We start from the raw sequence: 16,674 nt of genomic DNA, 5'->3' as shown, positions 1-16,674 counted from the left end.
GCAGGTGATTTGCAGGTGGATGGAGGTATCTCCCAGGAGACCTCGCCATGGCCGCCCGCGTCCTTCTCCGCCCGATGACGTCCGAGGAGCAGCAGGCCATCGCCGAGTTGCTCCACTCGCGCACCGCCCCGGTCCGCCTGGTCGAGCGAGCCCGCATCGTCCAGGAGGCCGCCTACGGCCGATCGGCCCCCACCATCGCTGCGGCCCTCGGCTGCTCGCGGCCGACCGTCTATGCTTGGATCCGTCGCTTCAGCGAGCTGGGCATGGCCGGCCTCCAGGAGCGGCCCCGCGCCGGCCGACCGCCGACCTATACCGTCGACCAGCGGGCCGAGGTCCTGGCCGTCGCGCTGACCGCCCCCCAGGACCTGGGCCTGCCCTTCGGCTGCTGGACGCTCGACCGCCTGGAGGCCTACCTCAACGAGCAGAAGGACATCGCCATCAAGCGGAGTCGGATCGACGAGATCCTCGCGGAGGAGGGCCTCCGCTGGCGCAAGCAGGAGACGTGGTTCGGCGAGCGGGTGGACCCCGAATTCGCCGAAAAAAGGGGGCCATCGAGCGACTCTACCGCGAGCCTCCGGCGGATTCGGCGGTCGTCTGCCTCGACGAAATGGGGCCGGAGAGCGCCAAAAGCTTCCCGGGACAGAACCCCCTGCGAACCAAGCCCGAGACGACGGCCGAGGGCAGCCGCCAGCCCGCCGGCCGCGCTCGGCAGGAGGCCGACTACGGCCGCCGCGGCAAGGGTTACGTCTTCGGCGCCTTCCGACCCGCCACTGGCGAAGCCTTCACCCGCCCCTACGACAGCCGCTCGACCCGCAACTGGGTCGAGTTCCTCGGCCAGGTCGAGGCGTGGGTCCCGGCGGACGCCGAACGGGTCTACGCCATCCTCGACAACCTGAGCGCCCACCGCGCCACCGACGTGCTGCTGTTCAGCCTGGCCCATCCCCGCTGGGAGTTCGTCTTCCAGCCAGTCTCCGCGGCGTACCTGAACCTGATCGAGCCGTGGTGGAAGGTGCTGAGAAGCCTGGCGTTGAAGGGCCGCCGGTTCGAGACTTGGGAGGAGATCTGCCAGGCGGTCGAACGAGCGACAGCGTACTGGAACGCGCATCGTCACCCCTTCGTCTGGGGCCGTCGTCGTCGCCATCAACCACGCCGAACGCCGGGAATCGCCGCCGTACCGGGTGTCAGGACACTTGCCGGATGAGCCACTAAAGTAAGTAAATTTAGTCTACTTCATGTTATTGTCCTTAAAGTCTGCTTTTCGTTTTTAATATTGTAATTTGTGTAAATGTTTTTTTCCTGATGCGGTGAGTTAGACTCGATTCTGCATCCAGCGGGCTTCCCTCCGGGATACGGCACTGTCCCGGGGCTTTTGCCATCGCGATGAGTCCGCCTGGAATTGCTTTCGCCGGCTTCCTTGGTGCGATTATGGCAGGGCTCCCATCGGCACCGAGCGATTCTCGATGATCAAAGCCTCCGCACGCATGGTCTTCGAGGTCAGGTTGACCCAGGCCCGCCATGTCGTGCGTCCGTCGTCGACGAAATCCCAGCAGGGCTACGCCCGCTCGCTCAGGAAGCGCTCCCTCGCCATCGAACGAGTACAGCCAAGATGATCTGGATCCGGGCGGTGCCCAAGGCCTGATCTTCCCGACTTTTGGGCAACGGCCATCGCGTAGGCGAGCTCGCCGATCGATTGGTTCGAGTGCGCTTGGTCGATTCGTTCGGGTAATGCTTGATGCTGTGGCAAAGAGGCGACTTTCGCCGCCACCACTGGCGACTGTCTGACCTCAAATTGGGGTAATGCTTCGCGATTGTGCCGACGACACCGATCTCGCTGTCGCCTGCTCCGCTCGCCCCGGTGATGGCGTCTGAGACCCGAGCCGATCAGCTTGGAGGTTGTGATCGCCTCGATTCGGTCGCTGGATGTGTTTGCTGGATCCTCGGCCGCATCCAGCTAGGCTGTCGAGCAGCCCGACTTCGCCGTATCCAGATCGAGCTGCTTGCAGCGCGCAATCGGTCGATCACGCCCAGCAGGCTGCGGGAGCGTCTATCGTTCGGTCGCCTTGCTTGCCATGGACGCGGCCTCGGCCGAGCCGTCCGATGCGTGGGATCGATCCACGGACGCTTGCCGCGGAAACCCCTCAGCCGAACTCACTGGATGATGGCGGGGCGTTCGGATCTTATGGTCGCCGGATTGACGCACCGAACATCGACTCGGCGAGCCTGTGGCGTGCCGAGTCGGTGCGAACGCGGAAGGACAAAACCATCGGCGAGCACTCTGATCTCTGGCCAGGTCGAATTGCTCGACTCGGAGCTAGAGACCAAGCCTCGCGTGCGCGGCCTCAAACGGGTGAGAGCCGTAAAGCTAGACCTGTTTACCGCATCGATTGGCCATGATGGGGGCGTGAGCCGAATCGAGCGTGGAAATAGCGAAAACCGTTCCCGTGATTTGCCCCAAGTCAGAGGCAAGGAGGGCAGTCGCTGGCATGAAGAAGGGAGAGGACAAGTTCAGTGGTGAGATAACGGAGAGATCGAACTCGTCGCAGGAAGAACCATCGGTCGTCATCAGGCTTAGCCTGAACGCGACGGACAGAACTGCCTCCCGTAGGACTCGAACCTACAACCCGCTGATTAAGAGTCAGCTGCTCTACCAATTGAGCTAGGAAGGCGAAACGCCTCTCGGCGTGAGGAAGGTAATTTACTCGAACTGACTCGACGTTCCAAGCCCAAATGGGTCCAATTGTGTCAGATTGTGTTTTCGGGGGGCTGGGCCCTTCCGGCGGGTCGGTGGCAGGACAGGGTCAGGAGCCCCTTCACCGGGTCGACAGCGATCTGGTCGAATGTGGGGGTGGGCCGACAAATCCGGTCGAGGCGGTCGGAGTCGGGTCGTCTCAGACTCGCGACCCAGGCAGGGTCGGCCGTCAGGTGGAGGGTCAGGCGGTCGTCGTCGAGGTGGTAGGCGAGCGTCGGAGTCACGTGGCCGGGCAGGGCCTCGACCATGGCCTCGTCAACAAGGGACCTCGCGGCGTCGATGACGGCGGGGTCGAGCGGCGTGATGGAACGGGCCAAGGTCAGCAGCCGGGAGAGTTCCCGCCAGGTCGTCGGATCGGCGTCATCAAGGGTGATTAGGCCGGCGAGCTCCCCTTGATCCATCTGCTTCCGATTGGATGCGGCCTCGGCCATCGCCCGGAAGATCTGGTCGGGCAGGTAGGGCTTGGCGATGTACTCCTCGGCGCCGACGCGGAAACCCTCTCGGCGGTTCTCGGGGGCGAGCCGGGCCGTGACCATGACGACGGGGACCTGGTCGGTCTCCCGGTCTGCCTTCAGGGTCCGGCAGACGTCGTGGCCGCTCACGTCGGGCAGCATCAGGTCGAGGAAGATGATGTCGGGGGGCTGGCGGCGCGCGATAGCCAGCGCCTCGGCCCCGGTGTAGGCGCTCTCGGCCCGATAGCCCTTCAGCTGGACCAACATCCCGAGCAGGCGATTGGCCTCGGGCTCATCCTCGACGATCAGGGCGGTCGGCATCAGGAGAGGGCTCCGGGACCATTGGGGGGCGGTCGACGGCGTTCAAGGGGTGGCGACGGACCCGGTCGACGGTGCACGGCCGGCCTCGGAGACGGGCGGCCGATCCTGGATTGGACGGCGCGGGACCCAGATCGTGACGGTCGAGCCGGAACCCGGGTCGCTCTCGGCATGGACCCGGCCGCCGTGCATCTCGGCGAAAAGGCGGACCAGGGAGAGTCCCAGCCCGAGCCCTCGCTTGTTGAATCCGAAGTCGCCCGAGGAATGCCGGCTCGCATCCAGCTCGGTGAAGAAGGGGGTGAACAGCCGCCGGAGTGCCGCCGGGTCGATGCCGATTCCGGTGTCGACCACGCGGATCGTCGCGCCTTCATCGTCGGCCGCGGCTTCCAGCCGGATCGTACCGCCATCAGGGGTGAATTTGATGGCGTTGGTGAGGAGATTGACCACCGCGCCCGAGACCTTATCGGCGTCCACCTCGAAGGTGCCCAGGTTGTCGGCCAGGTCGAGCGTCAGGGTCTGACCGCGTGCGCCCAGGAACGGGGCGAGCTTCTCGGCGTCGGAACGCAGGAGGGCGGTCAGATCCACCGGACTGGTGCGCATGGTCTGGCGGAAGTCGTTGCCGTGGAGCAGTGTGAGGGTGTTGGCCACCATCCTGGCGAGCTGCTGGGCGCCCGCGGAGAGTGCCTCCAGCATCTCGACCATCATCGGTTCGCGTTCGGCCCCCGAGAGGAGGAGAAGTTCGCTGAGGCCGAGGATCAGGGTGATGGGAGTGTTGAACTCGTGGCTGGCCACCTCGAGGAAGGCGGTCTTGAGCTGGTCGGCCTCGGCCAGGTCTCGGTTGGCCCGGCTCAGGTCGGCGTTGGTGCGGGTGAGCTCGGCCATCAAGGCCTTGCGCTCGGCCAGCAAGGTGGCCTGGGCGGCGGCCTGGCGGACGATGGACTCGAGCTCTGCGGCGTCCCAGGGCTTGCTGATGTAGCGGAAGATCTGGCCTTCGTTGACGGCCCGGATCACCGCGGGCAGGTCGGCGTAGCCGGTGAAGAGCAGTCGGACGGCGTCGGGCTGGATGTCGCGGGCCTGGCGCAGCAGCTCGTCGCCGGAGATTCCCGGCATCCGCTGGTCGGACAGGATGACGTGCACGGGCTCGCGTCGGAGGATTTCCAGGGCCGAGGCGCCCCCCTCGGCGGTTACGACTCGGTAAGAGCGCCTGAAGAAATGGCGGACGCTCTCGAGAACGTCCTTCTCGTCGTCGACGACCAGCAGCGTGGGGCGAGGTTCTTCCATCGCCGGTTCAAGCTCCGTCGGGTTCGGGCAGGCTTCCGCCGAGGCGGCGGACTTCCGCCTCGAGGCTGGAGATGCGTTGTTTCAGCTGCCCGACCTCGGAGAGCAGGGCCTGGCCTTGCTCTCCGTTGCAGACGAGGCGGTCGTATTCGGCGGCGGCCTGGCGGACCGCGTCGATCAGCTCTTCGGGCTGCCAGGGCTTCTTGAGGAACTGGTAGATGTGCCCCTGGTTGATCGCGTCGATGATCGACTCCAGGTCGGCGAAGCCGGTGAACAGCATCCGGACCGCCTTGGGGTGCCCGGCCTTGATCAGCTTGAGGAGCTCGACGCCCGTGACTCGCGGCATCCTCTGGTCGGTCATGATGATGTGCACCTCTTCCTCCTGCATGATCCGGACTCCCTCACGGGCGTCGTTCGCCGTGAGGACCCGGAACTCGCGTCTGAGGAGGTTGTGCACCGAGTCGCAGACGTCGGGCTCGTCGTCGACGACCAGGAGAGTGTGCTTGGTGACTGGCTTCATCGGCTCCAGCTTTCGAGAAATCGGGACATCGGAGGGGCCACCTCGGCTCAGGTCTTCTGCGGCAGGAGGACCCGGAAGCAGGTGCCCTGGCCGGGACACGACTCGACCTCGATCCGTCCGCCGTGGCCGCTGACGATCCCGTGCGAGATGGACAGTCCCAGCCCGGTCCCTTCTCCCACCGGCTTGGTGGTGAAGAACGGATCGAACAGCCTGGGGATGTCCTCGGCGGCGATTCCCGGCCCGTTGTCACGGATCTCGACGGCGAGATGGTCGTCGAGCGTGGCGGTACGCACCTCGATCAGGCCGCCGCCGGAGGGCCTGAATTGCTCGACCGCCTGCACGGCGTTGATGAGCAGGTTGAGCACGACCTGGCTGATCTGGTTCGCGACGCAGACAACCCTGGGCGGGCCCTCGTGCCGGGTCGAGACCTCGACGCCGTGCCGCCTCAGCCGGCCGCGTACCATCTCGAGCGCCCCCTCGACGAGGTCGGGGAGCTGGACCTGCTCCATCTTGGGGGGCGAGGTGCGGGCAAGCCCTCGCAGGTTCGAGACGATGTTGGCCACGCGCTGCACCCCCTCGCGGGTACGGGCCAGCATCTTCGGCAGGTTGTCTCGGACATATTCCCAGTCCAGGTCCTCGGAGATCTCGGCGATCCTGGCCGTCACCTCGGGGGCCACGGCGGCCAGGCGGTCGCGGGCTTGCTCGTAAGTGTTAACCATGTCGAGGATGCCCGCGAGGTCCCGGTCGAGCACCGCCAGGTTGTTGGCCACGTAGGCCAGAGGGTTGTTGATCTCGTGGGCCACGCCGGCGCTGAGCAGACCGATCGAGGCGAGCTTCTCCGACTGTCCGAGCATCGCGCGCATCCGCTGACGCTCCGTCTGGTCGCGGATGGAGCCCAGGAGTTGCAGTTCGCCTCCCAGGTCAACGGCGCTGAGCGAGATCTCCAGCGGGAAGGTCGAGCCGTCCTTACGCAGGCCGGTCATCTCCAGAGTCCGGCCGACGTCGCGCCCTTCCTGCACCCCCTCGGGGATGAGCATGGACATGTCCTGGCCGACGACCTCGGCGGCATCGAATCCGAAGATGTGCTCGGCGGCGGGGTTGAAGAGCGTAATCTTGCCGCGACGATCGGCGACGATCACCGCATCGATGCTCCCCTCGGTGAGCTGGCGGTAGCGGCCTTCCGAGAATGCCAACTCGCGGTTCTTGGCCTCGACTTCCTGTAGCAGGGCCGTCGCGCGGGCCTCGCTGGCGACCAGGGCTTGCTCGGTCCGCTTGCGGTCGGTGATGTCCTGCACCGTGCTGCGGATCGAGATCGGCCGGCCTTGCTCGTCGAGGTGGAACCGTTCCTCGATCGAGACGGACAGCCGACGGCCGTCGGCTGTCTGATAGGTCCGCTCGATCGGCTTTAACGGGAGCTCGCCTCGAAACTTCCTCGCGACGGCCTGGCGGGATAGCTCACGGTCCTCCTCGACCACGAAGTCGAAGATCGGCCGGCCGATCATCGACTCGCGTGAGCAGCCCAGCATCTCGCATTCGGTCTGGTTGACCGCCAGGATCTGCCCGTCGGGGCCGATCTCGTGGTAGCCGAACGGGGCCTGGTCGAAGAGTTCTCGAAACCGGTGCTCGCTCTCGCGCAGGGCCCGCTCGGCGGCGCGACGCACCCGGATGTCGGTGATGAAGGCAAGGAATCCGCGGGGGCGGTCGTTGTCGTCGAGGTCCAGGTCGACGATCGCCTCGACCGCGACGAGCCCCCCCTCCTTGTGGCGGTATTCCTTTTCATAGCGGGCGGGTTTGCCGGTCGCGAGCACCGAGAGAAGGGCCTGGCCGCGTGCCTCGTTCCAGGCCGTCGGGGTGATGTCGTGGACGGTCCGGTCGCGAAGCTCGTCCAGGGTATAGCCGACGAGGGCTTCGAACGCGGGGTTCGCGTAGGTGATCCGGGCGTCCACGTCGGCGGCGATGAACGGCTGAGAGCTGCGGTTGAGCATCCGGACGAGCGCACCGGTGCGGTCGGCCCAGGAGCAGGCCGAATCCACGGCGGCTGGCATCCCTTGCTCGCGCAATTCGTCCGTAGGCCCCGTCGGTGCCACGTTGCCCGCCTCCCTCGACCGGTTCTCGTCCGCAGTCTGACCCCGAAAGACACTATAACCGGCCAGTGCCTTTCGACTCGACCCCAACCCGGTCTGGCTCGAGACTCGGGCTCGGACCAGGTTCCGTCGCTTCTCAAACGCCGTCGGCTGTCCGGATCTCGGCCAGAGACGAGCCGGAAATCGCCCGAGGCTTCGACGACTGACGCCGCAGAACCCTGGGCCGGGCCGGGATAACGGTCGTCGAGCGGGACGAGGATGAGGGGGCCGACGCGGCGAAGGTGCGGGCCGTCGTCGAGGAGGGGGGGGGCGGCGATACGATCGTCGCGGCTTTCGCGAGGATCGATGATGCGGCTCGCGCCGAGGTCGAGGAGGTTGCCAGGGCCGAGCTGTTCGGCGCGGGCAGGTCGGCCCCTGCGACGCCGAAGACGCGGACGACGACCCCGTCGAGGCTCTGGCGGATGATCCACTGTGCCGACTGCGGCCGATAGACGGCGATGTCGGCCTTGCCGTCCCCGTCAAAGTCGCCCACGATCGGGAGGTCGGAACTGCCCGCGGCGCCCCAGATGACCGAGCTGAGCCCGCCGCCCGACATCCGGAAGAACCAGGCGGCCGAGCCCGGGCTGTAGACGGCGATGTCGGCCTTGCCGTCGCCGTCGAAGTCAGCCGGCATCGGCACATCGCCGCCGCCGGCCACGCCCCAGACGACCGACATGGGCGCCGCACCGCCCGAGTAGCGGACGAACCAGGTGGCCGTCGAGGGGTTGTACACGGCCAGGTCCGCCTTGCCGTCGCCGTCGAAGTCGGCCGCCGCGGGAATGTCACCACCGCCGGCCACGCCCCAGACGATCGACGCGGGCGCGGCACCGCCGGAATAGCGGATGGTCCAGGTGGCCTGGCTCGGGCTGTAGACGGCGATGTCTCCCTTGCCGTCGCCGTCAAAGTCGCCCACGACCGGCCTCGTATCGCCGCCCGCCACCCCCCAGACCAGGCTATTCACCATTGGATTTGCGGCGGTCGTCCGGCTGAACCACTGAGCGGTCTGAGGCCGATAGACCAGCAGCTCGGCCTTGCCGTCGCGGTCCAGATCGCCGCGCATCGGGATGTCGCCGCTGCCCGCCGCCCCCCATACAAAGGACTGGATCGGCCCTCCCGATGAGCTTCCGACCGTCCAGACGCCCGAGCTCGCCCGGTAGGTCACCAGATCCGCCTTGCCGTCGCCGTCGAAGTCTCCCGTCGGTCCGACGACGAACACCGCGAACGAGGCGCCTGCGGCCGACGGATTCCCCGCCAGGTCGGTGGCACGCACTCGCACCGAGCTGGCGTACAACGGCAGCGAAGCCCAGGGCTGGACGACGTACGAGCCGTCGGTGGCGGACGCCCTGGCCGAGCCGATCACCAGTCCCTGGGCGTCGATCAGCTCGACCGAGGAGCCCACCGCGGCCAACCCGGCGAACCTGGGCCGTCGCACCGCGGTGACTCCATCGCCGGCAATGCCCGTGTCGTCTGCTAGAAACAGCGTAGGTGCGGCGGGCGTCGCGGGCGGGGCGGTCATGATCGTGAGCGACAACCTGGCCCCGACCTCGCTCGTATTCCCGGCGACGTCGACCACACGCACCGCCAGCGAGTTGCCCCCCTGGGGCAGGGGCGCCGCCGGACGGACCAGATAAACGCCGGATCCGTCCGCAACCGTCGAACCGAGCACCACGTCGGGCCTGGCCGGGTCGACCAGTTGCACCGTCAGGCCGCCGGCAACGACACCCGTCAGCCTGGGCTGCACGACGTTGGTGATCCCATCCCCCCCCACGCCGCTGTCATCTCCCGGGAAGAGCGTCGGCGCGAGCGGCGCGGCGGGCTTGCCATTCAGGACGACCAGCGAGAACGACGGGCTGAGGACGCCGAGATTCCCCGCCGCGTCGACGACGCGTGTTCGATAGGTGGATGTCCCGTTGATCAACGGAGACGGAACCCGGATCGTGTACACACCCGACCCCGACGCCAGCCCCGTTGCGATGATCGAACCGGCCGAATCGACGAGCTGCACCTCGGTTCCCGCCGTCGCCGAGCCCGTCAGCCTGGGCTGGACGACGTTCGTGATGCCGTCGCCGACCGTGCCGCTATCGTCGGCCGCCAGTAAGCCGGGCGTCCCGAGGGTGGCGGGCAGGCTCGCCTTGATCGTGAGAGAGAACGCCTGGCTTAATCGTCCCTGATTCCCGGCGATGTCCACGCTCCGGGCAAAGAGGGTGTAAGTGCCGTCGGCGAGCGCCGCGACGGGACGCGCCGTGTAGGCCCCCGAGGAGTTGGCCACGGTGGTCGCGACGATGTTCAATGATGCGTCGACGATCTGGACCGTCAGCCCAGTGACGGCCGAGCCCGTCAGCCTGGGCTGGGCCACGTTCGTGATGCTGTCGCCGGGTGTCGCGCTGTCATCGATCGCCAGCAGGGTCAACGAGGTGGGGGCCGCCGGTTTCGTGCCGAGGTAGGTCACCGCCACGAACGGGCCCGATGCGCCAGCCGTACCCGAGGGGTCGGTCTGATTGACTGAGTATTGATGGACGCCATCGGCGATCGGCCCCGGATCGGCCAGTGGCCCGGGGCCGACCCGGCTGGCCACGATCAGGCCGTCTCGCATCAGGCTCGCGGTGTTGCCGGCCACGATCCCCGCCAGATCAAAGACTGGCTGGGCGACATTCGTGATCGAGTCGGAATTGCTCGAGCCCGAGTCACTGCCCGGCTGGAGCGTCGGAGCGAGCGGCGCGACGGGGGGGATCGGCTGGACGACACGGGCCAGGAAGACGCTTACGGCTCCGACGGCGGGCAATGATCCCACCCCGCCGAACTGCGCAGGGCCGGCATAGTTCCCAGCGATCCAGGCATCGCCGCCGGGAGTTATTCCCAGGCCGAATGCGACGTCGTTGCCAGTGCCGCCCGCCTGGAGGACGCCATAGAGCGAGCCCGAGCCGCTGTAGGTGGCGAGAAAGACGTCGTACTGCCCAGCGCTTGTTCTGGAGACGGCCGCTCCGGCCGGATTGAAGTTCGCCGTGCCGGAAAAGAAGCCGTCGACGAAGATGCGGCCCCCCGCGTCGACCGCCAGGCCGAGGCCGCCGGAGCTTCCCCCCGCCTGCTCCTGGACCTGCCGGACCCAGGAGAGCGATCCGGTCGGGCCGACAACAGCGACGAAGCCGTCGAAGTCGCCGCCCGAAGTCAAGGTTGACGCGGAGCTCGACGGATCGAAGACGACCGAGCCGCTGAACGACCCGGTAACGATCACTCGGTTCGCCCCATCGACGGCCACGGCATTCGCCTGATCGAAGTCGGTCGAGCCGAACCCCCTGACCCAGAGCAAATTCCCCAGGCTGTCGAGCTTCTGAACGTAGGCGTCACGACCGCCCGCGCCGGCGAGCAGCACCTGGCCGGGCCCCGGATCGAAGTCCACCGTCCCCGCATAGAAGCCGACGTTGATGACGCTGCCCAGCCCGTCGAACGCGAGTCCGGTCGCCTGAGCCACCGATGACGCCGAGCCGGCCGTGGACACCGCCCAGCGGAGCTGGCCGTCGGGCCCGAGCCTGGCAACGAACTGTTCTGTGCGGTAACCGGCGTCGAACGTGGCGCCCATCAGGCCGGACTGGCCCGTGAACGAGCCTGCGAAGGCGACGTCTCCGGTCGCTGGGTCCACGGCGATCGAGGTCGCCTGGTTGTACGCGTACGAGCCGTTGGTCCCCGCCACGACCGCGGACCAGGCGAATGCCCCCGAGGACGTGAGCTTGAGGACATAGGCGTCGTAGCTGTCGGCGGCCGTCGTCATGAGGTGCGTGCCGGCCCCCGGGTCGAAGTCGACCGAGCCGTTGTAGACTCCCGAGATCAGAAAGTTCCCCTGGGCATCGAGGGTCACGGCCGAGCCCTGCGAGAACGCCGACGGGGTCATCCCGGCCAGAGTCTTCGCCCAGACGAGGGACCCGTCCGCCGAGAACTTGGCGGCGAAGCCGTCGCGCATCCCCGAGTTGGTCAAGTTCAACGGGCTGGCCGTCGTCCCGAAATTCGCCGTGCCCAGGACCGAGCCGACCACGACGACATTGCCGGCGGCATCCCCGGCCGTGGCGTTGATCTTCAGGTCAACATACGATTCGGAATGGGCGACCCCCAGGCCGATCGCCAGGGCGAAGTCGGCGACCGGGGCTCTGCGAGCCTCGAGCGATTCGAGTGCGATCCTGGCGCGATGGGGGTTCCGGCGCGAGCTCATCGATGGGTCCTTCCGCGTGGCATTGCGCCGGGCCGTCGCCGGGATGGCCCGGCGGGGCTAGAAAAGGATAGGGGATGGAAGCACGGCCTGCAAACCGTGGATGCAAGGAATCGACCCGGCTGTGATCCCGACCGAGCGGGCCATTCACGGCAGCCCACGGCGGCGATAGTCGTCCCTTGCCGCCGCCTGCAAGGAGATGCGATCATGATCGCTTCCGATGGGGACTGCGCCCGCCCGCCCAGGGCGCAATGCCCCGTCTCCGGGCACGTGGCCCATCCGCATCGGATCGGAAAGAGAAATTGGATGGCGGGGACCACCCTTCCCCCAAAGCCGCGGCAGGCGACCGACGATGCCCGCGGCCCCGCGGGGTCCCCGTCCCCGCACCTTTCGGCAGTCGGAGGAGTTTCCCGGCATGTGGGCGTTGACCTTGCCAGACATCGGCGTCCTTGCTTGGACGGTCCTGTTCCTGGTGATCCTGGAGGGCCTTCTCAGCGCGGACAACGCCCTGGTTCTCGCCGTGATGGTCCGCCACCTGCCCAAGGAGGGGCAGAAGCACGCGCTGCGCTACGGGATCATCGGCGCATTCGCCTTCCGCGCGATCGCGGTGCTCTTCGCGGCGTCGCTGCTAGACTACTGGTTCCTCAAGCTGTTCGGCGGCCTCTACCTGCTCTATCTGGCGATCGGCCACCTGTTCTCAGGGGACCACGGCAGTGAAGGTGGCACCGCGAGCCGCCCGGGGTACGGCTTCTGGCGGACGGTTTTCAACGTCGAGGTCGCCGACATCGCCTTCTCGATCGACTCGATCCTCGCCGCGGTGGCCATGGCCGACGGCCTGCGTGAAGACCTCCGCGACACGGTAATCGCCAACATCCTGGGTTTCGACCTGACCATCGAGCTGGCGGTGGTCTACGCCGGCGGCATCCTCGGCATCATCACCATGCGATTCGTCGCCGGCTATTTCCTGATCCTGCTGGAGCGCTTCGCGGGGCTTGCCGCCGGGGCCTACGTGCTGGTCGCCTGGATCGGCCTGAAGCTCGTCGGAGAGGGCATCCACACCGCGCTTCATCCCACCGGGCTCAGGGGCAAGCACATCGACCTGCCCGCGGGCGACTGGCGGCTGGGCCTGCCCGAGTCCGTCCGCAACTTCGCCTTCGAGATGCCCGACTGGCTCTTCTGGGGCGGGATGATCTCAATCCTCATCGCCAGCATGCTCTACCGGCCCAAGGCCGGGCCGCATCATGGGGACGAGATCCTGACTGAGATCGCCGAGGGCGACAAGCAGGCCTGATCTCCGAGGCTTCGGGGCAACCGAAACGACCGCGGGCGGGCCCCTCCAAACTGGAGGGGCCCGCCCGCGTTGCGTTCGGTTTCAGGCGTCCGAGGTCACTCGGAGGCCGGGGTCGCCGTGGTGCCGGCCTTGGAGGCGGCGGCACGCTCGGCACGCTCGACCTTGCGGGCGGACCGGGCGGCGCGGCGTTCGGCCTTGGCGGCCTTGGCCTGCTCGCTGGTCGCGTTGCCGGACGGGAACCGCTCCTTGAGGCGGACGGCCTTGCCGGTCCGGTCGCGGAGGAAGTACAGCTTGGCCCGGCGAACCTTGCCGGATCGCTTCACGACGATGTCGGCGATGCGCGGCGAGTGGAGCGGGAACTTACGCTCGACGCCTTCGCCCTGCACGATCCGGCGGACGACGAACATCTCGCGGGTCTTCTCGCCCGAGCGGGCGATGACGACGCCGTTGAAGATCTGGATGCGCTCCTTCTCCCCTTCCAAGATGCGCACGTGGACGTCCACGGTGTCGCCGATCTCGAACTTGGGGAGCGTCGCCTTCATGCTGGATTGTTCGACCAGCTCCATCAAACGGTTCTGCATGGGTTACTCCGTCCGCCCCGGTGCGCCGGCGTGGCCGGGCTCTTCGGGGGGGGATTGCGGTGTTCGGTCGTCGGTCTCGGGTCGGGCGTCGGCCTGCGGTTGGCCCGTCGGCTTCGCCCTCTTCGGTGTTTTCGGTCCCGTGGCGGTCGGAACGACCAGGTCGCCCCGGCGTTCGGCGGTGCGGATCCGGCCCTGCTCGCGTCTCCAGCGGTCGATCGCGGCGTGGTCGCCATTCAAGAGGACCTCCGGCACGGCCCGGTCCCTGTACTCGCGCGGACGCGTGTAGTGGGGATATTCCAGGCCGGTCTCGGGCCCGAACGACTCGTCCAGGGCGCTCTCGGCATCGCCGAGGACCCCCGGGATCAGCCGCATGACGGCGTCGACCAGGACCATGGCCGGCACTTCGCCGCCGGACAGGACATAGTCGCCGATGGACACGAGCTCGGGCTCCAGCACGTCGAGGATGCGCTCATCGAACCCTTCATAGCGGCCGCAGAGCAGGACCAGGCGGCTTGAGCCGGCAAGGTCGCGGACCAACGCCTGGTCGAGCCGCCGGCCTTGCGGGGTCAGGGCGATGAGTCGGCCGGGGTCTTCACCCTTGGCCCTCACCGCCTCGACCGCCGCGACGACCGGGGGGGCCATGAGCACCATGCCGGGGCCGCCGCCGAAAGGGCGGTCGTCCACCTGCTTGTGCCGGCCCTCGGCCCACTGGCGGATGTCCCAGAGTCCCACCTCGACCAGTCCCCCCGCGATCGCCCGGCCCAGGATGCTCTCGGACAGGAAGCCCTCGAACAGCCCTGGGAAGAGCGTCAACAGGTCGAACCGGATCGCGGGCGGGGACATAGGGCGGGTCGCTTTGCTGCCTGACTGGTCGGGTCGATTCGCCGCGTCTCGGTACGTGCCGGTTCCGGCTCAGGCGGTGGGCGGGGTGGCCGTCGAGGTCGCGACGGGGGCCGAGGCCAGGGTCGGGGCCAGCGAGGCGGGGGCGACCGGGGTGGGCTCGGGGAGCTTCCAGTCTTCGCCCGGCTTGGGCTTGACGATGCCGTGACGATCCAGGATCGACTGGACCTTCTCGCTCGGCTGGGCGCCGACGGAGAGCCAGTAGCGGATCCGGCTGGCGTTCAGCACGGCGCGCTTGTCAAGCTCGCGGACCATCGGGTCGTAGTGCCCCAATTCCTCGATCGCCTTGCCGTCGCGGGGGGACCGGGCGTCCATGGCGCAGATGCGGAAGAAGGGGCGGTGGAGACGGCCGAACGACTTCATGCGGAGGCGGACCACTCGAGACTCCTACACTTCGAACACGGCTCGGACGCATGGCGAGACACGTCGGAGACCCCACATTAGGACGAGGCCGCGTCCCGAGCCGCGGCGGCCTCGCGCCTCGGCCGTCCCGGTCGTCGGGGTTTCTCCCGACGAGAGCCAGGTCGGCCTCGGTCATCTCCTGATCGGACGGCGAACGTGCACGGACTGGCCCGGCGGGGCGAACGGTGGTCGCCGGCCGGGCCTCTTTGGCTTGGTGGCCTCGTCAGGTGGGACGGGCGGGGTTGTTGGGGTCGCTTCCCTTGCCGTCCTTCATCTCTCGGCGGCGCTTGCGCTCTTCCTTCTCGCGGTCTTTCTTCAGCTTCTCGCGTTCCTTGGGGCTGAGCCGCTTGCCGGAGCCCATCTTGGGGGCAAACAGCTTGGCCCCCGGATTGAAGGCGCCGGCGTGGCCCATGCCCGAGAGGGCGCGGATCTTGTCGAGCATCGACATCTGGGCCATCTGCTTGACGACCGAGGCCATCGCGTCGAACTGCTTGACCAGGCCCGAGATGTCCGACGGGTCGACGCCCGCTCCGGCGGCGATCCGGCGCCGACGGCCGATGTCGATCTTGGCCGGGAACGCCCGCTCGTCGGGCGTCATGCTGTCGATGATCCCCTGGATCCGCTTGACCTCGCCGTCGGCGTCCATCGAGTCGAGGTCGACGGGCATGGCGCTCAGGCCGGGGATCATCTTCATGAGGTCGCGGACCGACCCCATCTTCTTCATCTGGACGATCTGCTGGCGGAAGTCGTTGAGGTCGAACTTCCCCTTGGCCAGCTTCTCTTGCTGACGCTTTGCCTCGTCCTCGTCGACCACCTTCTGGGCCGACTCGACCAGGCCGACGATGTCGCCCATGCCCAGGATCTGGCCGGCGATGCGCTCGGGGTTGAAGGCCTCGAGTTTGTCGAGCTTCTCCCCTTTGCCCACGAACTTGACCGGAACTCCCGTCACCTTCCGGACCGACAGGGCCGCGCCGCCGCGTGCGTCGCCGTCGAGTTTGGTGAGGATGACCCCGTCGAGTTCCAGGGCCTTGTTGAAGGTCGAGGCCGAGGCCACCGCATCCTGGCCGGTCAGCGCGTCGCAGACGAAGTAGACGTGCTGCGGCTTGACCTTCTTCTCGATCTGCTGCAGCTCGCGCATCAGGTCGTCGTCGACATGAAGCCGGCCGGCGGTGTCGAGAATGATGGTGTCGCGGCCCAGGCGGTTGGCGGCGAGGATCGAGTCTTGGCAGACCTTGACCGGGTCGGCCGTGGACCCGTCGGACCCGTGGACCGGGACGTCGAGCTGCTTGCCGATCACCCGGAGCTGCTCGACGGCCGCGGGCCGCTGCAAGTCGGCCGCCACGAGCAAGGGCTTGCGACCCTGGTCAGAGAGGAGCTTGGCGAGCTTGCCGCAGGTGGTCGTCTTGCCCGCCCCCTGGAGCCCGCAGAGCATGATGATCGTCGGCCCGGTCTTCTCGAATCGGATCGAAGGGTCGCTCGGCCCCATCAGCTCGATCAGCTGATCGTGGACGATCTTGACGATCTGCTGCTCGGGCCTGACGCTCTTGATCTGCAGGGTGCCGATGGCCTGGTCGGTCACCTTGGCCATGAACTCGTTGACCACGTCATAATTGACGTCGGCCTCGAGCAGGGAGGATCGAACCTCGCCGAGCCCGTCGCGGATATTGGCTTCGGTCAGCACGCCGCGGGTGCGGAATCGCCCGAACGCGTTGGCCATCCGTTTCTGTAGGTCGTCGAACATGGGCGAAGTCCGGGCGAGAGGCGAGGAAGCAAGAATCAAGCAATGTAACGACCGGCGGCCGTCCCGACAAGATCAGGGTCTCGGCTTTCGTTCCGGTTTGACCTGAGGTTCTCGCGTTGAG

Annotated in this window: 9 protein-coding genes, 1 tRNA gene and 3 pseudogenes; 3 read left to right on the top strand and 10 right to left on the bottom strand. The window is 67.4% G+C overall.

The window, feature by feature from the left end; genetic code table 11:
- Positions 1–47: 47 nt before the first annotated feature.
- Together EP7_RS24115 and EP7_RS24110 are read left to right on the top strand one after the other, a co-directional pair.
- Positions 48–455, top strand: a pseudogene (locus EP7_RS24115) (helix-turn-helix domain-containing protein); the annotation flags it as partial.
- 74 nt (positions 456–529) lie between these two features.
- A complete protein-coding gene (locus EP7_RS24110) occupies positions 530–1,201 on the top strand; it encodes an IS630 family transposase (protein WP_463528381.1) in 672 nt (223 codons plus the stop codon).
- A gap of 1,392 nt (positions 1,202–2,593) precedes the next feature.
- Here the strand turns inward: EP7_RS24110 and EP7_RS24105 are convergent.
- From EP7_RS24105 to EP7_RS24080, 6 genes are all read right to left on the bottom strand, one after another.
- A tRNA-Lys gene (locus tag EP7_RS24105) sits at positions 2,594–2,666 on the bottom strand.
- A 76-nt stretch (positions 2,667–2,742) separates the two neighbouring features.
- Complete coding sequence (locus EP7_RS24100; RefSeq protein WP_463524754.1) at positions 2,743–3,522, bottom strand: response regulator transcription factor; 780 nt, start codon at positions 3,520–3,522, stop codon at positions 2,743–2,745.
- A gap of 42 nt (positions 3,523–3,564) precedes the next feature.
- The gene (locus tag EP7_RS24095) at positions 3,565–4,800 is read right to left on the bottom strand and encodes an ATP-binding protein (RefSeq protein WP_463524753.1); all 1,236 of its coding nucleotides are present in this window, start codon (positions 4,798–4,800) and stop codon (positions 3,565–3,567) included.
- A gap of 7 nt (positions 4,801–4,807) precedes the next feature.
- Entirely contained in the window at positions 4,808–5,317 is a 510-nt protein-coding gene (locus EP7_RS24090; RefSeq protein WP_463524752.1) for a response regulator, read from the bottom strand.
- Positions 5,318–5,364: 47 nt separating this feature from the next.
- Entirely contained in the window at positions 5,365–7,362 is a 1,998-nt protein-coding gene (locus tag EP7_RS24085; RefSeq protein WP_463524750.1) for a PAS domain-containing sensor histidine kinase, read from the bottom strand.
- Positions 7,363–7,537: 175 nt separating this feature from the next.
- A complete protein-coding gene (locus tag EP7_RS24080; protein ID WP_463524749.1) occupies positions 7,538–11,641 on the bottom strand; it encodes an Ig-like domain-containing protein in 4,104 nt (1,367 codons plus the stop codon).
- A 412-nt stretch (positions 11,642–12,053) separates the two neighbouring features.
- On the opposite strand from EP7_RS24080, the gene EP7_RS24075 reads away from it, so the two are divergent.
- Positions 12,054–12,929, top strand: coding sequence for a TerC family protein (locus EP7_RS24075; protein WP_463524748.1), 876 nt, complete (start codon positions 12,054–12,056; stop codon positions 12,927–12,929).
- A 239-nt stretch (positions 12,930–13,168) separates the two neighbouring features.
- Here EP7_RS24075 and rplS read toward each other — a convergent pair.
- From rplS to ffh, 4 genes and pseudogenes are all read right to left on the bottom strand, one after another.
- Positions 13,169–13,510: pseudogene (gene rplS / locus EP7_RS24070) on the bottom strand (50S ribosomal protein L19); the annotation flags it as partial.
- Between the two features lie 153 nt (positions 13,511–13,663).
- Positions 13,664–14,338: pseudogene (gene trmD / locus EP7_RS24065) on the bottom strand (tRNA (guanosine(37)-N1)-methyltransferase TrmD); the annotation flags it as partial.
- 84 nt (positions 14,339–14,422) lie between these two features.
- Positions 14,423–14,788 (bottom strand): 30S ribosomal protein S16, encoded by a 366-nt coding sequence (gene rpsP / locus EP7_RS24060; RefSeq protein WP_463524747.1) that lies wholly within the window; start codon positions 14,786–14,788, stop codon positions 14,423–14,425.
- A gap of 247 nt (positions 14,789–15,035) precedes the next feature.
- Positions 15,036–16,553: a signal recognition particle protein gene (gene ffh / locus EP7_RS24055; protein ID WP_463524746.1), complete on the bottom strand. Its 1,518-nt coding sequence runs from the start codon at positions 16,551–16,553 to the stop codon at positions 15,036–15,038.
- Positions 16,554–16,674: the final 121 nt, after the last annotated feature.

This window comes from Isosphaeraceae bacterium EP7 (genome assembly GCA_038400315.1).
Taxonomy (GTDB): Bacteria; Planctomycetota; Planctomycetia; order Isosphaerales; family Isosphaeraceae; genus EP7.
This window is presented reverse-complemented; position numbering and strand designations above follow the sequence as displayed.

Bases quoted from the DNA above. Each gene is read 5' to 3' on its own strand.
- EP7_RS24100 (WP_463524754.1), bottom strand. From the start codon at position 3,522: ATGCCGACCGCCCTGATCGTCGAGGATGAGCCCGAGGCCAATCGCCTG.
- EP7_RS24095 (WP_463524753.1), bottom strand. From the start codon at position 4,800: ATGGAAGAACCTCGCCCCACGCTGCTGGTCGTCGACGACGAGAAGGAC.
- EP7_RS24090 (WP_463524752.1), bottom strand. From the start codon at position 5,317: ATGAAGCCAGTCACCAAGCACACTCTCCTGGTCGTCGACGACGAGCCC.
- EP7_RS24085 (WP_463524750.1), bottom strand. From the start codon at position 7,362: ATGCCAGCCGCCGTGGATTCGGCCTGCTCCTGGGCCGACCGCACCGGT.
- EP7_RS24080 (WP_463524749.1), bottom strand. From the start codon at position 11,641: ATGAGCTCGCGCCGGAACCCCCATCGCGCCAGGATCGCACTCGAATCG.
- EP7_RS24075 (WP_463524748.1), top strand. From the start codon at position 12,054: ATGTGGGCGTTGACCTTGCCAGACATCGGCGTCCTTGCTTGGACGGTC.
- ffh (WP_463524746.1), bottom strand. From the start codon at position 16,553: ATGTTCGACGACCTACAGAAACGGATGGCCAACGCGTTCGGGCGATTC.